The sequence below is a fragment of the Vibrio toranzoniae genome, from assembly GCF_024347655.1.
GTDB lineage: Bacteria > Pseudomonadota > Gammaproteobacteria > Enterobacterales > Vibrionaceae > Vibrio > Vibrio toranzoniae.
In genome coordinates this window covers 1,378,014-1,397,922 of the sequence record NZ_AP025515.1, presented here as the reverse complement: position 1 = coordinate 1,397,922, position 19,909 = coordinate 1,378,014, and the positions used below count along the sequence as shown (strand labels likewise).

Below are 19,909 nucleotides of genomic sequence, written 5' to 3'. Positions count from 1 at the left end.
ATTAGCTCGCCAAACCTCGATCTGTGTATTTTACTTAAAGCAGAATAATAGAGATTCACGGATGAGAAGATGACTAAAGAAAACAACGTCAAAATAAGCACAAAGCTCAATAAAAAAGAACAACCTAAAACCCAACCCTCAGCAGCTGTAAAAGAGGGAAAAAAGAAAAAAGTTCGATTACATTCGCAACTCAAGATCAATGTTCCTCTGACTCAGTCTTTAATGCTCATTCTACCGTCGCTCGCTAAACACGCTTCAGCTGAAACGTTGAGCCCGACGGATGATTCAACATTGGTTCACCAAGAGCCCATCAGCAATCAAGAAAGTGCAGTTCATTTAAGCACTGATATTTCTAAAGACGAAAATCAAAAACCAATAACAAGAAATATTCACGATTCAAATGCTATTGTTGGTCAAGAGTCCTCTTCTTCAGGAAGTGAAACTACGCTAAAACCGTCACATCACCTTTCTAGCTCATCGCACCCTCAAGCACATTACATCCCTGCAAGTTCGATTCCTTCTATCGAGTCGGGTGAAGTAACCGCACCGACCAACAATGTTCCTACAACACCCAGCCTACCAGTAACCTTTACTCCGGAAGTGATCAAAGGAATATATGGGGAGCTTCACGTTGATGCGGGCGGTAAATATACCTTTGTATTGAACCCTCTCTCACCCCAATTCATTTTGCTACACCAGAATCAACCCGGCACAGATAAGTTCGTGCTTCACTTATCAAATGGGTCTAGCGTTGTCGTTCAAATACCCGTTACTGGTAAGCAAGATGTTCCTACCATTTCTGGAGATTTGCACGGCATAGTGACTGAAGATAGCAACGTGGATTCTCACGGCTTCTTGAACGCAGTAGGTAAGATTGATGTTGTCGACCCCGACCATGATCAAAGCTCTGTGCTTGCTGAAACAATTACCGGAAAATATGGCACACTAACTATCGACTCTAACGGTGCATGGCACTACCAAGTCAACAATTCACTTCCCAATATCCAAGCGCTGACCTCACTCTCTAGCCTCCATGAGTCGTTTACCATTCACACCAAAGATGGCACTCCTCAAGCGCTTGAAATGACAATTGGCGGCATTGACGACAACGCAGTGGTCACAGGGTTAGATACTGGCACTTTGATCGAAGACTTAACATTACACGCTCACGGGCAATTAACAGTTTCTGATCCGGATTTAAACCAAGATCACTTTCAATCCGAACAACTTCAAGGCCATTGGGGCAGCCTATCCATTCAACCAGACGGTACTTGGGCTTATGATTTAGACAATACCAACCCGAAGGTACAATCATTATCGAAAGGATCCACAGTCACGGACATCATCACTGTTCACTCTGCTGACGGCACACCACATCAAATTACGTTGACGATCAAAGGCACCAATGATGCCGCAACCGTCAGCAACGCTGCCGTGGCAGTCGATGAAACCGATACGGTCATTACTACTTCAGGCACTCTGACCAGCACCGATGTCGATAATCCAGACAATGCGTTTACCGTAGCTTCACTGACCGGGACGAACGGCGATTTAACGATCGACGCCAATGGTCATTGGACATTCACTGCTAACAGCGCCTTTAATCAATTAAACGTTGGCGATAAAGTTGAAGAGACTTTCACTGTGTCTTCGGTTGATGGCACGCCATCGACCATTAAGGTCACGATTAATGGTACTAACGATGCCCCTACTATTAATGCTCAGGCTCACTCTGTTACTGAAGGCGGTAGCGTTCTCCATGGGCAAATGGTTGGTCAAGATATAGATACAAGCGCCACATTGACTTACAGCACACCGCAAATCGATGGTTTGTTGATGAACCCAGACGGAAGCTATAACTTCAATCCTAGTCATTCCGCTTACCAATCTTTGGCATCAGGTGTCACGAAAACACTCACTATCCCAGTAACAGTGACGGATGAGCATAACGCGAGCAATACCCAAAACCTCTCAATCACCATCACAGGCGTGAACAACTCTGCGAAGATCACTGGTGTCGATACGGGTGAGGTCCACGAAGGCCGCTCCTATACCGCCCCCGATGGCAGCACCAGCGGCACCAGTGTTGACGATCGCTCCCCCGATCATGCACATGGCAACATTGCCGAGCTGAGCAATGCTCTCATTCATACCGAAGGTCACTTAACCATCGTGGATGCTGACACTGGGGAAAGTCATGCTAAAAATGGCACCTATCAAGGCACTCACGGCCAAGTCATCATGCAAAGTAACGGCGATTGGAGCTATTACGCCTCCATCGGACAAACCGCTACTGGCCGAGCGATTGATCATTTAGGTAAAGGTGAATCATTAACCGACACCATTACTGTGAAATCCGCCGATGGCACCACTCACGATATTCATATCACCATTCATGGTGATAACGACCGCCCATACTGTTCATCTGAAGTGCAGCTAAACAGCGGTAAAGAAGACCAGTCGCAAACCTTCACCACTGCACAGTTGCTGGCCAATACCGTCGACGTCGATAACAACGACGCTGGCAAACTTACCCTCTCGAACCTGCATGCCGATCATGGCACCGTGCTCGACAATAAAGATGGCACCTATACCTTTACTCCTAACACCAACTACAACGGTAAGGTGCATTTCACATATAATGTCGTGGATGCTCATGGAGGGACGACTCACACCGGGGCGATCACGACCCTAACGCCCACTGACGATAAAGCCATTATTACTGAAGTTAATACTGAAAACGTGACAGAAGATGGTTCGAACAGCACACACAATCGTGGGGTAACCACCGAACTCGCGCATGGCGCACTCCAAGTGGTCGACCCGGACAGTGGTCAAGATAAGTTTCAATACAGTGCCTTTGGTGAGCGCGCGATTCATGATCCTTTCGGTGGGATGTTACGCATCGATAGCGCTGGCGGTTGGGGTTACAGTGTCGACAACGCGCGGCTGCAACACCTCGCCCAAGGCCAAGTGGAAACCGTGGTTTATCGTGTTTACAGCTACGACGGCACACCTTATGACTTACACATTGATGTACTCGGCACTAACGATGCACCAACCGCTACCAAGGTGGTGTTAACCAATGGTACGGAAGATACCCAGTACCAAATGCAGGCCAGTCAGTTTGGCTTCTCTGATATTGATACGGGCGATACCCTGCATGCCATTTCAATCACTGATTTACCCCCTGCCACTCAAGGTAAATTTGTGCTCGATGGACATGACATTCACGCAGGGCAAGCCATTGCGGCGGCCAATATCAGTAAACTGCAATTCGTACCAGCTCCTAACTTCAATGGTGACGTTGCATTCAAATATACCGTGAATGATGGGCATACTGATTCAACCGAAACACAGAATACCTTACACATCGATGCGGTGGCCGATGCCGCCACATTTACTGGAGATGATACTGGCGAGGTCCACGAAGGCAGCGCCTATACCGCCCCCGATGGCAGCACTAGCGGCACCAGTGTTGACGATCGCTCCCCCGATCATGCACATGGCAACATTGCCGAGCTGAGCAATGGTCTCATTCATACCGAAGGTCACTTAACCATCGTGGATGCCGATACTGGAGAAAGTCATGCCCAAAGCGGTACCTATCAAGGCGCGCACGGCCAAGTCATCATGCAAAGTAACGGCGATTGGAGCTATTACGCCTCCATCGGACAAACCGCTACTGGCCGAGCGATTGATCATTTAGGTAAAGGTGAATCATTAACCGACTCCATTACAGTGAAATCCGCCGATGGTACAACCCACGATATTCATATCACCATTCATGGTGACAACGACCGCCCATACTGTTCATCTGAAGTGCAGCTCAATAGCGGTAAAGAAGACCAAATGCAGACCTTCACCACCGCACAATTGCTAGCCAATACCGTCGACGTCGATCACAATGACGCTGGTAAACTTACCCTCTCGAACCTGCACGCCGATCACGGCACCGTACTCGACAATAAAGATGGCACATTCACCTTTACTCCAGACCATAATTACAATGGCCAAGTCCATTTTACCTATGACGTAGTCGATGCTCATGGTGGGATGACGCACTCACGAGCAAACATTAACTTAACAGCTGTCAGAGACGCAGCTACCTTTACAGGAGACGACACTGGTGCCGTTAAGGAAGATATAGGAATATCGAGATCTGGCGGAATAGATCAATTAGTCGCTTCGGGGACGCTTGCAATTCACGATCCGGATGGACCACAGGAAGAATTCTTCGACTTCAAATCTTGGGGAGAACATGCTATTTCCGATCCTTTTGGTGGAAACCTGCATATTAGCCAAGCGGGAAGTTGGGCTTACGTTGTCGATAATAATAACCCAGCGTTACAGGCTTTAAAGGAAGGGGAGACACGTGACGTTGTTTATAGAGTAACTTCACGAGATTATAGTACTCACGAAATTACTATTACAGTAACAGGGACTAATGATGCACCAACCGCTACCAAGGTGGTGTTAACCAATGGCACGGAAGATACCCAGTACCAAATGCAGGCCAGTCAGTTTGGCTTCTTTGATATTGATACGGGCGATACCCTCCATTCTATTTCAATCACTGATTTACCCCCTACAGCTCAAGGTAAATTTGTGCTCAATGGGCTTGGCATTCACGCAGGACAAGCCATTACAGCGGCCGATATCACCAAACTGCAATTCGTACCGGCCCCTGACTTCAATGGTGACGTTGCGTTCAAATATACTGTGAATGACGGGCATGCTGATTCTGCTGAAACACAGAATACCTTACACATCGATGCGGTGGCCGATGCTGCGACATTTACCGGAGGTGATACTGGCGAGACCCACGAAGGCAGCGCCTATACCGCTCCCGATGGCAGCACCAGTGGCACCAGTGTGGACGATCGCTCACCCGATCATGCACATGGCAATATCGCCGAACTCAGCAATGATCTCATTCATACCGAAGGTCACTTAACCATAGTGGATGCCGATACTGGGGAAAGTCATGCCCAAAGCGGTACCTATCAAGGCGCGCACGGCCAAGTCATCATGCAAAGTAACGGCGAGTGGAGCTATTACGCCTCCATCGGACAAACCGCTACTGGCCGAGCGATTGATCATTTAGGTAAAGGTGAATCATTAACCGACACCATTACTGTGAAATCCGCCGATGGCACCACTCACGATATTCATATCACCATTCATGGTGACAACGACCGCCCATACTGTTCATCTGAAGTGCAGCTCAACAGCGGCAAAGAAGATCAGTCGCAGACCTTCACCGCCACCGAACTCTTGGCAAACACTATAGACGTGGATAGCAACGACCTAGGCAAACTCACCGTTGCGAATCTTCACGTTGATCATGGTTCTATTCTAGATAATCAAGACGGTACATACACTTTTACTCCAACCAAAGACTATAACGGCCAAGTTCACTTCACTTATGATGTGCAAGACGCGCATGGTGGTGTTACGCATACGGGAGCGAGTATCACCCTTGCAGCCGTGAATGATGCCGCAACATTTACTGGTGACTCCGGTAGCATAAGAGAAGATACAAACATTCACCACAGCGTGCATACCAACGGGGCAGCAAACATTCCAGATGTCCTTGTTTGTCATGGACACTTGGTTATTTCTGATGTTGACGGACAAGGTGAAGCAGCACTAGATCTCAAAGGGAAGCCGTATATATCACAGGATGGAACCTATGGTCACTTCACGATCACTAGTAGTGGTACTTGGGTATATACAGCAAACAATAATAGTACGCCGATTCAAGACTTAGACAATGGACAAACACTCACAGATAGAATTGAAGTCACATCAAAAGATGGTACCAAAAATTCAATTTCAGTCACTATTAATGGGACTACCGACGATCCTATTTTGCACAGTCTTAGTGATTCAGGCATCCAACATAGTGGCCCAATAGAAGGAAACCTAATTACAGGCTTTGGCACTCATGAAGGATTAAGTGGTGCTGCAACAGATACGGATTCCAATGCACACCTAGTACTGCAAGATATTCAAATCAAAGACCCCGTTGCAGGTTATGTCACGGTCACACCTGGGCACCCACATTCTATGAATGGAATTGGCACGCTCGCTATTGAAACAGATGGGCACTATACCTTCACGCCCGATGCTGGATTTACTGGAACGGTACCTAGCATGGTCTATCGGGTCGGTGATACCAATGGCAATTCAAGAAATGATTCATCTCAAAATAGCTTAACCATTGAGGTCAACTCTCCGGCTCCGCATGCGCCAGTTCAACACGATGAACCAGATTCACCTCTGACGTTTGAGGCTTCTGTTACTATCGTAGAAGATAGCAATGATACAAATGAGCAACATGTTAGTGTTAGTGCTACAGACCCTCAACATCACGATGTCAGCCACCATGGTGCAGCAGCTTATCTGGATGCACTGGGCATTAAACCCGACGCGACATCGACAACAGTTGACGATCAACCTGCTGATATGGACATCGTACTTGCACAAGTCGACCAACAAGATGCAGCAACACATGACCAAGCGCACTTGGATATGTCAGACGCGTTGGAACACCATGATGCGAACGTCAACCACAACCAAGATGATGAGCATCACCATCACAACGACATAGACGGGCTGCCAGACATAGACCCTAATCCATAACATCAACATCAACATCAAGTAAGATTGGGAGTGTTGTCTGCTCCCGTAATCTCCTCTAATGAACATACAGAACAAAGAAAATGGAAACCAAAAAGGGAGCACATGATGTGCTCCCTTTTTCGGCTTTGCTGTTTTTGTACTCGTTTACTCTCAACGACTCTTCATCACGATTACCTTTCGCCAAAGGCGACACTGACATTGGTGTAAATCGGCTTCCAAAGATACTGGAATACTGACTTCTCACCAGTAGTGATGTCCACCTCACCCGTCATACCAGGCAAAATAGAAAAGCTTTCCGGATTATCGCGGAAATAAGGCGTATCAACGGACACTACGACTTCATAATAGATCTCGCCTCGTTCACTTTGGCTTGTGGTCGGTGAAATACTCTCGACCGCCCCTTTTAGTGCCCCAAAGCGACTGTAATCAAACGCATCAATCTTAATACGAGTCGGCTGCCCCACACTCACAAAACCAATATCTCTTGGCGACAAACGAGCTTTAAAATCAGCTTCCCCTCCGACAGGAACAATTTCTACTACCGTTCCACCCGGCTGAATAACACCACCATTTTGCGTGCTTGGTAGGCTTTGCACCAAACCTTGTAGCGGCGACACCAGCATGGTGTTCGTCAATTTAGCTTGGCTTGAACGAACTCTGGCATTGAGTGCTGATAAGTCAGATACGGCTTTCGAGCGATCATCACTGACTTTGGCTTTTGCCTCTGCCAAAAGCTGCTCAATTTTTTGGTCATTACTGTCTGCTTGTCTAATCAATACCGACTTCTTACCACGAGCTTCTTCAATTTTCTGCTCGATACTGGCCAATTTCTGACTCATTTCAAGCACACGTAAACGTGAAATATTGCCCGCTTTGTAGCCCTTTTCTAGAATATTCAACTCCTGCTTGGTTGCACTCAACTCTCTCTCGTAGCTAGGTAAAGATTTCTCCACACTGCGAAGCTGCTCTGCAATTTGTTCACTTTCTTTCTCAAGTACCACACGTTTTTGGAAATACAGGGCTTTTTGCGCGTTCAACTGTGCTTTTTGTTGGCTAACGATCTCTGGATAATCGACCTCGAATTCAGCGAGGTTCGGTTCACGTTGTTCAAGCAGAGCATTCATACGCTCCACACTGGCTAGAAGCGTCACTTGTTGAGATTTCAATTCTTCAAGAGCGGTACGTTGGAAGGTCGCATCAAACTCAACAAGTGGCTGACCTTTCTCGACCAACTGACCTTCTTTAACGAGAATTTGCTTTAACTTACCGCCAATTGCACTTTGTAATACTTGCTTCTCGCCTTCTGGAATCACTGCGCCTTTGGCTTTGGCAATTTCATCAACTTGGGTGACGACAGACCAAGTGGCAAAAGCGATAACACACAAAGCAACTGACCATGTCGCCATCGCTAATGTACGAGCCGTATTCTGTGATTCAACAAGTTCACCGTAGCGCTTGCCCTTCTCGATGCGTTGTTTAGCCATTAGCGACTCCTTGCTTAGACTCTGATTGTTCTTGTGGGGCTGCATCTTGTTGAGCTGACGCCTCTTGAGTTGACGGCTGTAGCTCTTGAGATAACCGTTGCTCAAATAACTGCGGTTCTTGAGAAACTTGAGGCTCTGCAGGTTGTTCCTGCTCCGAAGACTGTTCCGGCTCTAATGGACCGGCATAAACCACTGCACCTTCATTTAATACCACGACTTTATCGGCAAGCTTGATTAAATCCGGATCGTGGGACGTGTAAATCACTGTTGCTTTTCCTTTTTTCGAGTGGACAAAATGACCAAATATACGTTTAGCATTTGGGTGAGCATCAGGCACAGGGTTATCCATTAAGAACATTGGGTAGTCATAAACCAGCGCTTTCGCGTCAATGAGGATCTGCGCGACACTACCAGACAACATGTCAAAAAGGCTATCCGGCTGAATACTACTAATAGAGGTATCTAGTCCACCTGACAACGACTCAAACCAACGCTTTCCTCCCACCATTTCAATCGCAGAAATCATTGTCTGATCTTCGACTTGATGGCCGTCGTTTAACCACTCTCGAATACTCAGTGTGAGCAAATCAGGATAAGCCGCTCTAATAAAACACCAGTGACGATAGAGTTGCGGATCGTATTGAACGAGGTTAACGCCTTCAAGCTCGACCATGCCATTTTGAATAGGCTGTAAGCCAGACAACACTTCAATCAATGTTGATTTGCCACTCCCAGAAGGGCCGGTAATCGCGACAATTTCACCGGCTTCAATATCAAAACTGACACCACTCAAGGCGGGGCGACTCTGCTTAGGATAACGCAGTGTCACTTGGTCTAACTTCAAGTTAGGCGCTACTGTCGGTAAGGGATGATGCTGGTAACTAAACTCACGCTCAGACGGTTGAGACAAAATACGGTTCACTTGCAGCTTGGATTGATTAAAACTATTAAAACGCATCGCGCTGTTTGCCAACACCTGAGCAGGACCCGTCACTTTAGATATCAACATCATTGAAGCGATCAAACCACCGGGCGTCATCACTTGTTCAAAAATGAGCCCTATTCCCAACCCCATAACGGCGAGTGTAGACCCCACACCAATGAAGTAATAAATCGAAGTGTACCGACTCTGGAGAACCGATTGATTAAAAGTCACTGTAGAAGCAAGAAGATTGGCCTTTTTGAAGCGCTGAATCCAGTGTTCTGAGAATCCAGCACTGCGAATAAAGGCAAGTTTAGATGACAGCTCATTGGTCATGTTTTGACGATTAGTTCCTGCCACCGTTGATTGTATTGAGCGTTTGCTGCTAGAACGTATCGAACGTTTTGCTAGCAAGTAGTAAAGCACCAAAGAGACAATAGGAACCAACACCAACCATCCACCTAAAACACCAATCGCAAGTACAAAGATAAGAATGAATGGCAGATCAAACAGCGCATTTCCTAATGGCCCCGATAGCACACCTGAAATACGCTCAGACAGCATCACTTGGTTTTGTTGACTAGAAGAGGCTGTTTGCTGATTTTGAGCATAACTATTTCTAAGCAGACGCTGAACAAGCGATTGAGAGATCTCGCGACTTACTCGATTTGCCACCGAAGCAAACACTCGGCTGCGCAATGTTCTTAACCAACCCATCATCAAAAACAACAAGGCCGCGCCAATGGCGATACCTTGCAACTCATGGCCTGCATCACCACCAATCACATGGTCATAAATCGACATCGTGATGAAGGGAACGGCAAGTGCAAACAAGTTGGTGATAAAACTGACCAACAACAATTTCGGAATAATGGGACGAAACGCATCTAACCTTTCACCAACCCAATCAGGAGAAGCCTTCTCTAACGGTGGGCCTTCGATAACGATGCAAAACTGAGGGACATCGGTGATGTCGTCATTGGCGTTAAAAGAAACAAATTGTTTGGATTCTAAGTGACCAGGGACCAGTTCATTTTCACCAAGCACCAGTAAAACCAATTTATGCTCGCCAACTTCATCTAGGTTGGCAACCAAGCGATAGGGCAATGCAAGCCTATCGAACAAAGCAAACATATCGTCGATTGACTCAATCCCATTTTCATCGACCCATTGATGTGCGAACAACTGGATATTCGCATTCACTTCCAACTGTTTAAGAACCGAAAGGCTTTCATTTTCTAAATGGTTCATCACCTCTTGTTGACCATTCGTGCCTGCTCGGTTGCTAGCATCTAAACGATTCATACGATGGCCTCCTGATTGATCTCACTTTGTTCGGTAATAGACCGACTTTCCATTGTAATGATTCGATTAGCTAATTCGCGAAGTTTCGAATGATAGCTCACCATCAATATCGTGCGTCCTGCCGTCACTTCTTCTTCCAACACCTTAGCTAGATTTCCAAGGGCATCTAAATCAAGTGAAGAATCCGGTCTTTCTAACATAATAATGGGTTTGTCACTGGCTAGTTGAGCCGCGATATTGAGCATTTTAACGTTGCCCATACTCAATAATGAAGCACTCGAATGACCAATTAGTGTCTCTAATCCGTCAGGTAATCGAGTAATTTCCTTGGTTAAACCCAAACGCTTAGCATAGTCACTAGCGCTATGCGTTCTCTCAGGATCAAACCCACACAAGTTGTCGAGAATAGTGCCTGACACCAGTTGCCCTTTTACTCCACAGTAAGCTGTAATATTTTTTAAGGATGTAATTGAAACGGACTCCCCGTTAATAAAGCACTCACCCACCTTCAACTCATCAATACCTGCAATCGACGACAATAAATGACTGTTAGTGTGGCGATCTTCACTCTCTAACAACACCAATTCACCTTTATTCAGTGTGACATCGGCATGAGTGAGTTCACCGTACTTTTCAACAGTCGCTTGCTTGATTTCTAACGTCTCAAAGTCAGATAAATGGAGCTCAGGTTGCTTAAAATCTGAAGACTCAAATAGCGATAAGTCACTCAATTTTTCTATTGCCTGATTGGCGCTGTGTATTGAATTAAGCTTGATTCGAACCCCAACCAGAGCGCTTAAGGGCGCAACCGCTCTGCCTGATAAGATAGAACATGCTGCCAACCCACCTGTGGTCAACTGACCATCTAACACCCACAAACTGCCAGTAATCACGAGTAGAACTGAGGTCGCTAATGCTGCAAGCTGAATACATTCTTGGGCGAAGGCATTCTGTTCCTCTTCTCTCGCTTTAGACTGGGAGCGAACATTATTAAGAGATTTAAACTGATTGAAGATTCGAGACTCTACAGCCTGACGTTTGATTCCCTGAATGGTTTGGCTCAGTAAAATCAAGAACGCTTTGCGCTCCTGCTCATCTTGGGAAGCTTCTTCACTTAGGCTTTTAACACGAATAGAAGATAACCAAACAATGCCAAGTGTGATGAGCCAAACTGCCAAAGGTATCACCACTAGCTCACCGCCGATATATGCCACCAGCCCCAAAAAAATCAATGCAAAAGGCAAATCGATAAAGCCTGCGATCACCCCACCAGAATACCAATCCTTAACTTTGGATACCGACCCTAGCCCCTCTTCAACACCACCTACACCGAGCTTGCGAAGGTGACCTGATGAAGCCGTTGTTACTCTTTCAACCAAGGTTTGGTAAGTCGCTTTCTCGGTGTTACTGGCTGCGGCAGACAAAAGCCAAGTTCGCACAAACCGGATTAGCGCTTCCATAGCGACAGCCAACGTCGCACCCGCTAATAACAGAGTGGCAGTCCCATAACTTTGGTTGGGTAAGATACGATCGTAAATTTGTAAAACCGTTAGCGGAACGGCGAGAGAAAGAAGGTTTATGAGTAAAGAAGGCAGTAGAACTTTTCCTACTACCCCTTTGTTTTTCATTGAACTTGCGTGCATACACAATCCTTATCCATGCTTATGAAATAAGATTGGTACACCATGTTGGGGATTGCAAGGTAACAAACTGATTTAACGTGTTTTTCAGTATAAATATGACGCAAGTCGTTCTATGTTTACTGGCTTATGCACTTGCACTTCAAAATTTGATGTCGTAATCCGCTATCGCCTACTTTCACTTTGAAAGAGCTAAGTTACATAAATACGATTCCGGGTTTCAAAAGTTATCAAAACGGCCCTTAGCAACTTTCACAGCCTCAAATATAGACTCAGCTATAAACTTAGGCTCACGCTTAGATCTAAGGCCAGCGACTACATGCGAGAAAGCTGCACTTTTCTGTCTTTGTTGACCACGCAGAAGTTACCGCGCTTGGTCCGACACTTAGAGCATCGTTCACATTCTACTGGACTTCGGTCACCCTTTTTCCAACGCTTAACTAAATGAGGTTCAGAAAGCAGAGGCCTTGAAAGCGCGAAGTATTCAATACCCGTGTTGTTAGCAATAGCTTCAATGGCATCAAAATCAGTTAAGCCGCCTACCGTAATAACTGGGATCTCGACGTCTTGGCTGATCACGTGGCCATACTCATGGAAGTAACCTTCAGCTTGAATGGTAAAGCCATCGTGCGACTCGCCAATCATGGTGTCGGCTTTACCATGAATGTTGCCAGAAATCACAATGCCATCAACACCCACTTCTTCAAGCTTTTTACAAACTAAGCGAGTTTCATCGAAGGTCACACCACCTTCAAAAAACTCCGAAGCGGTCAACTTAACCAAGATAGGGAAATCGTCACCCACCAGCTTGCGAGTGGCCATGTAGATCTCAAGTAAGAATCTCATTCGGTTTTCTAGGCTACCGCCGTATTCATCTTCACGCAGGTTGTAATAAGGACTTAAGAACTGGTTGATTAAGTAGGTGTGAGCGGCATGAATTTCCACCCCATCAAAGCCTGATTTTTGTGCTCTCAATGACGCTTGAGCAAAGGCATCAACAATGTAGTTGATCTCACCTTTGGTCATCGCTTTACCCAGTGTTTGAGTTCCTTTTTCTGGAACGTCACTTGGTGCAAAGATCACTCGCTCGCCAAGTTCATACGTGGTTTTCGTGCCGCCATAAGCCAATTGCATTACGATTTTAGAATCGTTGTCGTGGACGAGTTGAGTCAGCTTTTTGTATTCATCGATAAACGAGTCGTTATAGATGCCCATCATGCCTGCGTTCGGCTTCTCTTCTTCAACGATGTTCGCGTAACCCGTCACGATCAAGCCAACCTCACCTTGAGCCAACTCTTCATAGATAGCGTAAAGTTTATCTGTCATATGGCCATCTTCTGTCGCCATATTTTCCCACGTTGCACTTCTCATGAAGCGGTTTTTCAATGCCATGGTGCCAATGCGGGTTTCTGTAAACAAAGTACTCAAGTCTAATCCTCATTAAAATCGTTTTGCGAGTTACCCATTAAGCATGGGCCACAGATTCAGGCGGATACTACAGAGAATAAGGCAGGGGAAACTTAATCTAGATTAAGAGAGCGACACTTTAGTATAAGAAAAACGTTCATTTCCATAAACAGCTTTGTTCGGTTTGACTAGGTTCATTACCAGTTGTTCAGAAAAGGTTTTTCTTGTAGATGCCGACTTTAAAAGCACAACTAACGATGACTCCTATACCATTAATTACTATTTAAATTTCCTCGCTACATAAGAACGTGGTTTGTCACGGTTCATTTCACGCTGAGCGGCAATCGCCCTGTTCTTACCTAGACCTACCTTTATCTGATACCAAGTCTCGTAAAATACAGCCATGCCAGGGCTTGACCACCAAGTCTTGTTGTAGAGTTTCTTGTTCGCTGCGACAACATCTGGCGATCGGTTCGCGCATTCCAGTGCCAAGGCATAAGCTTCAGCATAAGGATCTTCGGCTATTTTTGTGACAAGCCCATACTCCTTTGCGGTTTTACTGTCGATCACCTTGGCGGTCATCGCCATTTCTAGGGTGTGATCTTTTCGCATCAGTTCTCGGAAGGCAATCGCGCCTCCCATATCAGGAATCAAACCCCACTTAGCTTCCAATATCGAGAAGTTCGCATCAGGGCTAGCAATTCTAAAGTCGCCACCACTGGCTAATTGAAGTCCACCTCCCCAGCAACGACCATGAATCGCAAAAATAACGGGACACGGAATATCTCGCCAACCCAGAGAAAAGCGCTGCGCTGCATTGGGTAATGTGGGAAACCATTTGAACAAAAGCTTCATTGCGCCAGATTTACTGGTCAACAGAGATTTAATATCAAGCCCTGAACAAAAATCGGCCCCATTGCCTTTCACTATGACGGCGCGAATCTCGGTGTTCTTTTTCAGCTGATTCACCATGTTATTCACACCTTGGAACATTGCCATATCAATAGCATTGAGCTTATCGGGTCGATTCAGCACAACCGTGGCAATTTGATTTTCATCGATGGAGCAAGTAATACGATCGAGGTTTGGCATAATGGCTACCTTCCGAGTGGTCAGACCTTTAGGTTATACATTTTATTAACATATGCCAAACTTGCACATTAAGAAGCGAGACCTGTGTTGCTTAACATCTCTCCCTTGCACGGCAGCCTCAATAAAAAAGCAGGGATGGATTACCCCACTCACGGCTTTTCATTTGTCCCTTTGATTGCCAAAGGCTTTCAATTAATCGATGAAGCTATCTTCTCCGAGATTTGAGTAACAAGAAGATGAAGTAACTGCCACCAATAATGGAAACTAACGTACCCGCCGCGAGTTGGGCCGGAAATACCACCACTTGACCTGCCCAATCGGCAAATAACATAAGAGCAGAGCCAATTAAAAACGACAAAATAATTTGTTCTCGAACCAAACGAGCACCCACCATGGCCGCGATATGCGGAGCCAGCAACCCGACAAATGCAACAGGCCCCATGGTGGTGGTTACTACCGAACATAAGATGGCGACGAGACACAACAGAGAAGCATACGCTATTGAGATATTTAGCCCTCGAGCGCTCGCAAACTGACGGCCTGTGGCTATTAACGTCACCCAACGACTCAACAGTACAGCAGCACCAATACAAACGGTAACCACGATAGCCATAATCGTTGCCGACTCGGGTTCAACACGATATGTGGATCCTGCCAACCAAGCCAATAAGGTATACTTCCCTTCCCCCACTCGCGTTAAAGAGAATTGTACCAAAGCCTCTAACACTGCGGTCAGCGAAATACCCGTCAGTATTAGGATAGACGGCGCAAACTGATGTTTCTTACCAAGAAATAGTAATAGACACAGCGCCATCGCACTGCCTAAAAACGCAATCCAAGGGCTCAACGAGTGAATCGAATAACCCATGAATAAACTGCTGAAAATCAAAGCTAAAACAGCGCCCGCGGATACCCCAAGGATGTCTGGACTCGCCAGTGGGTTGTAGACTAACCTTTGCAAGATCACTCCTGCTACAGCCAAACCGCCACCAGCGAATATCGCGGTTAACATTCTAGGCCAGCGAATAGACCACTCAAACGCGTCTGGAATAACAAAGTAGCCCATATCAGAAGAAGGCTGTGAGAGCGAGCTTAATGCCAGTAACCCAAAGATCATCGTGCCCAATAGAGAGTAAGCCAAAGGTGAAATAGACTTTGGCCCTTCAGGCATCGAGAAAAATAACTGATCTTGAGCAGACATTTGCTTGCGAGCAATAATGATCAAAGCTGGAGCACCAATCACCGCGGTTGCGGTACCAGTTGGAATCATATCCACAGACCATTGAGCCAAAAAGATAGCTAAACTGTCTGTAGTACAAAGTAGTAAAGCACCTAATAGACAACTTGCGATCAGTTCGGATTTCGCCTTTAAGAAGCTCAAGTGCCTCGCGATATTAGGGGCGATCAAACCGATAAAACTGATCACGCCTACCGAGGTAATCGATACCGACACCAACCAAACGCCGACGGCCATTAATACAAAAAATGTTGCACCAATATTGAGGCCGCGCGCAGCAGCCCCTTCCGTACCGATTGAAAGCAGGGTCAAAACTCGTGGTGCCAACAAGAATATGGCCAAAATCGGCACTAACTTAGGCATTAACCACAACACTGGTTCCCAGCCATTTTGTCCTAAATCACCCGCCCCCCACACAAACAGGTTCTGTGCGTACTGGTCGTTAAGCAGAATAATCGCCGTTGCAAATGCCCCTAGCAACAAGTTAACCGCCATACCCGCCAATACAATTGGCAATCCGCTCATGTTTTTGATGCCAACAATCGAAACAATAAGCCCCATTGCTAACAGTGCCCCAATCAACGCAAACCAGACTGAGTATTGCGCCACCAGCATAGGAGCGACGACATTCAATATGACCAGGCCAAGCCAGGCCCCTGACGATGTACCTAACGTTAACGGAGACATCATGCGATTCTGAGTCAACTGTTGAAAAAGGCTTCCTATTGTACCGAGTGTGCCGCCTACCAAGATAGCCATAACTAATCGAGGCAAGTTGACATAGAACAAGGCCATCAGCTCAAATGAGTCATCAACCATTGCGTTTAGCGTAGCTCGATCACTCACCAGTGAGAGTAACTGAATAAGATCACCAATCGGACCAAATTCCGACTGTCCTAACCATAAATGAGCAAGGGCAGCGAAAAACAAGGCTGCCCCAACCATTAAACCACGGGTTTTCATTACTGCTCCGCTAACTTCAATAGCGATTTCGCCATGGCTTCTGCGTTATATAGGATCGACATCGCGCCACCATAGCTCCAACTGGCTTCTACCGCGCTCACTTGATGATTTCGCACAAAAGACATGCTCTTCCATATTGGCGAACGGTTTAACTTGTCTTGATATGGAAAGGGTTCAAAGTAAAGTGCAACACCACTTTTCACGTTCTTAAGATCGGTCATCCGCTTTTGGTTGATACCCCACTGACTGGCAGGAAGCTCCATCGCGTTTTCAAAACCGAGCTGCTCCAATGCGTATTGTGGAATCGAGTTATCGCCATAAATGAACACCGAAGTGGTGCTCGCAAAACGGAAAGAAGTGACTTTAGGTTTGTCGCCCGGATACGCTTTATCTAATTCAGCCTTCAGAATAGCAATACGTTCTTCCATCGCTGCGAGTTTACTATTCGCTTGTTCTTGTTTGCCAAGCAAGTGACCAATCTTCTTGAAGTTTTCAATGGCAGCCACGGCATTGCTGTGGTGTTCACTGTATGTTTGGTAATAAAGTACTGGCGCGATTTCAGAAAGACGCGCCTGAAGATCTTTTTGAGGAGAAGCGATAAGAATCACATCTGGATTGAGCTTCTTGAGCGCAGAAAAGTTGGGTTCAGTTCGAGTCCCTACATCGGTCACACCTTCAGGAATCGCAGGTTGAACAACCCAATCGCTGTAGCCTGCAATATCAGGCACCGCGACTGGCGTAACTCCCAGCTCGATAACTTGCTCTGCGATATCCCAGTTAAGCGCAGCCACTCTAACAGGTTGAGCTTCAAGGGTTTTGACCCCTTCACTGTCTTCGACTTGGAAATCCGCCATCGCGTTAAACGATAAAGCACTCGCTAACATCGTTAGAACGAGTTTTGTATTCAAATTTTTTACTTTAGAAAAATGAGAAGCTATTGGTTTTAAGCTCATATATTTGCCTACTTAATCTAAATTCGATATTTCTACAAACGACAAAAGCAGCCTAGTGAAGGCTGCTTTAAAATTAGGAACGCTAACTTAGTTAGAATTCATAGTTCACGCTTAGCTCTACAGACTGCTCAGCACCAAACCAACAATTGGACTGGTCGTAACACGCATAATATTCTTCATTGAAAATATTGTTCACTGCTAGGTTGGCAGTCGCTCCCAATAAAGTCTCACTTGCTGCACCCAAGTCATAACCAATAGACAAGTCAACCACAGTATACGACGGTACTTTACCTTGAGTATTTGTTGCATCCATTTGCATTTCCGCAACGTAGCGTGCACCAGCACTCAACCGAGAACCGGCTAATATTCCACTGAATACGTTGTAGTTAGCCCACACGTTTGCAGTATGTTCAGGTACGTAGATTGGTGTCGTTCCTTCTAAGCCATTGCTAGAATCTTCTGTAATTTCCATGTCAGCGTAGGTATAAGCTGCCGCAATATCGAAATTTTCAGTTGCGAACCAACGTCCTGATAATTCAGCACCTTGCGACACAACTTCACCCACTTGAATTTTTGGCCCATAAACATTGGTTGGATCTGTCATCAACATGTCTTGCTTCACTATATGGAATAAAGAAACGGTGGCTTCTTTCGACATATCGTCAGACAGGTATTTGACGCCAATTTCAGCTTGCTGAGCATTTTCAGGGTCAAACTCATTACCAGATTTATCAACACCCGGAGCTGGTTCAAAGCTAGTCGCGTAGCTTGCAAATGGCGCGAGTCCATTATCAAACTGATACAAACCACCCAAACGATAAGTAAACTGTTTATGGTCAGACTCATGAGCGTAGTAGTCACTTTCCGATTTGTAGTGGTCAAATCGTGCACCAGCAATAAGTACTAACGCGTCTAAACGAACTTGATCTTGAACGTAGAAACCAAGTTGGCTCGACGTTGTGTCATCCAGGTACTCGTTCCCCTTGGTAACGTCATTACGATCTAGTAGGTCGTTGTTCGGATTCAATGGGTCAAAACTATTAAAACCGCTTCCACTAGCGCTGTAAGAGGAGTAGTTAACATTACCATCCATATCTTGGTAATCTAAACCAAGTAATAAGTTGTGTTCTACCGAACCAACATCAACGATACCGCTCAACTGGTTATCAATGACAAAACCTTTAAAGCTTTCATCTGTTGAATAAAGAGCTCGAGCTAATTGATTTGGTGTGCTTGGATCGTAACTAAGGTGATATGTGTTCTCTTGATATAGAGATGCATCGGTATAGCGAGCGTTCTGTAAGAATGTCCAATTGTTATTGAAGTCATGGTTAATTTTATAGCCAACCATCAACACTTCACGTTCAAACGTACTCCAATTCTTATCCCCCACAGAAACTGATGGATCACTCGCCTTAAGCACCTCTATAGGCATTGAAGAGTTGATACCCATTGAAGGATCGTCTTGATAATAAAGATTAAAGTTGATTAGTGTTTTGTCATTTACTTGCCAATCAACAGACGGTGCAATTAAGTAGCGCTCCTCTTCAGCGTTATCGACTTGGCTATCTTGCTTACGAGCCAAAGCAATCAGACGATATGAAAAATCACTGTCACCAAACTGACCCGTGGTATCAATAGAAGCTTCTTGCAGATTTCGAGAGCCTGTCGCAACACCAACCTTGGTTGATTGTTCAGTTTGTGGCGCTTTGGCTATCATGTTCACCATCCCACCCGGCGGCATCGCTCCATAGAGCACAGAAGTAGGCCCTTTGAATATTTCGACTTGTTGCATTGCAATCGGATCAATTTGTGGCTGCAAGTTCCAACCATTCAAATGTTGAAGTGAGAGGCCATCGTAATAGTTGACATTATTAGTCTTAAAACCGCGGATTGAGTACGAGTCAAACATAGCGACTGAACCACCACGACTTTCAGTCACAACACCAGGCGCATAACGAAGGGCTTGGTTCAAAGATTGAACACCTCGTTGCTCTAACTGTTCCTCATCAATAACCGTAATGCCCTGCGGCGTTTCTTCTGGCTCAAGTGCCGATTTCGTAGCTGTATTTCGGTAGGCTTTGCCCAGAACAGTGACAGTTTCTATATTAGACTTTGCCGTCGTAACGGTTTCTTCCGCCAACGCTTGTGCAGAGAGCGCCGTCAGCAACGCAACAGCAAGTGATGAATACTTAAAACGGGTGTGAGTGGTCATAATTCCCTCGGATACCAATGCTTAATACAAATAATAATAAATC

General features: G+C 45.8%; 9 protein-coding genes. 1 reads left to right on the top strand and 8 read right to left on the bottom strand.

Annotated features, from left to right (window positions below; all coding sequences use genetic code 11):
* Window positions 1-69: 69 nt before the first annotated feature.
* Window positions 70-6,648: a VCBS domain-containing protein gene (locus tag OCU50_RS20525; RefSeq protein WP_065311184.1), complete on the top strand. Its 6,579-nt coding sequence runs from the start codon at window positions 70-72 to the stop codon at window positions 6,646-6,648.
* Between the two features lie 170 nt (window positions 6,649-6,818).
* On the opposite strand, the gene OCU50_RS20520 is transcribed toward OCU50_RS20525, so the two are convergent.
* From OCU50_RS20520 to OCU50_RS20485, 8 genes are all read right to left on the bottom strand, one after another.
* Complete coding sequence (locus OCU50_RS20520; protein WP_060469595.1) at window positions 6,819-8,132, bottom strand: HlyD family type I secretion periplasmic adaptor subunit; 1,314 nt, start codon at window positions 8,130-8,132, stop codon at window positions 6,819-6,821.
* Window positions 8,125-10,359, bottom strand: coding sequence for an ABC transporter transmembrane domain-containing protein (locus tag OCU50_RS20515; RefSeq protein WP_060469594.1), 2,235 nt, complete (start codon window positions 10,357-10,359; stop codon window positions 8,125-8,127). Before OCU50_RS20515 ends, OCU50_RS20520 begins: the two co-directional genes overlap by 8 nt.
* Window positions 10,356-12,002: an ABC transporter transmembrane domain-containing protein gene (locus OCU50_RS20510; RefSeq protein WP_060469593.1), complete on the bottom strand. Its 1,647-nt coding sequence runs from the start codon at window positions 12,000-12,002 to the stop codon at window positions 10,356-10,358. Before OCU50_RS20510 ends, OCU50_RS20515 begins: the two co-directional genes overlap by 4 nt.
* A gap of 312 nt (window positions 12,003-12,314) precedes the next feature.
* Window positions 12,315-13,427: an NADH:flavin oxidoreductase gene (locus OCU50_RS20505; protein ID WP_060469592.1), complete on the bottom strand. Its 1,113-nt coding sequence runs from the start codon at window positions 13,425-13,427 to the stop codon at window positions 12,315-12,317.
* Window positions 13,428-13,685: 258 nt separating this feature from the next.
* Complete coding sequence (locus OCU50_RS20500; protein WP_060469591.1) at window positions 13,686-14,498, bottom strand: crotonase/enoyl-CoA hydratase family protein; 813 nt, start codon at window positions 14,496-14,498, stop codon at window positions 13,686-13,688.
* A gap of 205 nt (window positions 14,499-14,703) precedes the next feature.
* A complete protein-coding gene (fhuB, locus tag OCU50_RS20495) occupies window positions 14,704-16,698 on the bottom strand; it encodes a Fe(3+)-hydroxamate ABC transporter permease FhuB (protein ID WP_060469590.1) in 1,995 nt (664 codons plus the stop codon).
* Complete coding sequence (locus OCU50_RS20490) at window positions 16,698-17,651, bottom strand: iron-siderophore ABC transporter substrate-binding protein (RefSeq protein WP_060469589.1); 954 nt, start codon at window positions 17,649-17,651, stop codon at window positions 16,698-16,700. Before OCU50_RS20490 ends, fhuB begins: the two co-directional genes overlap by 1 nt.
* A 91-nt stretch (window positions 17,652-17,742) precedes the next feature.
* Complete coding sequence (locus OCU50_RS20485; RefSeq protein WP_060469588.1) at window positions 17,743-19,866, bottom strand: TonB-dependent siderophore receptor; 2,124 nt, start codon at window positions 19,864-19,866, stop codon at window positions 17,743-17,745.
* Between the last annotated feature and the right edge of the window lie 43 nt (window positions 19,867-19,909).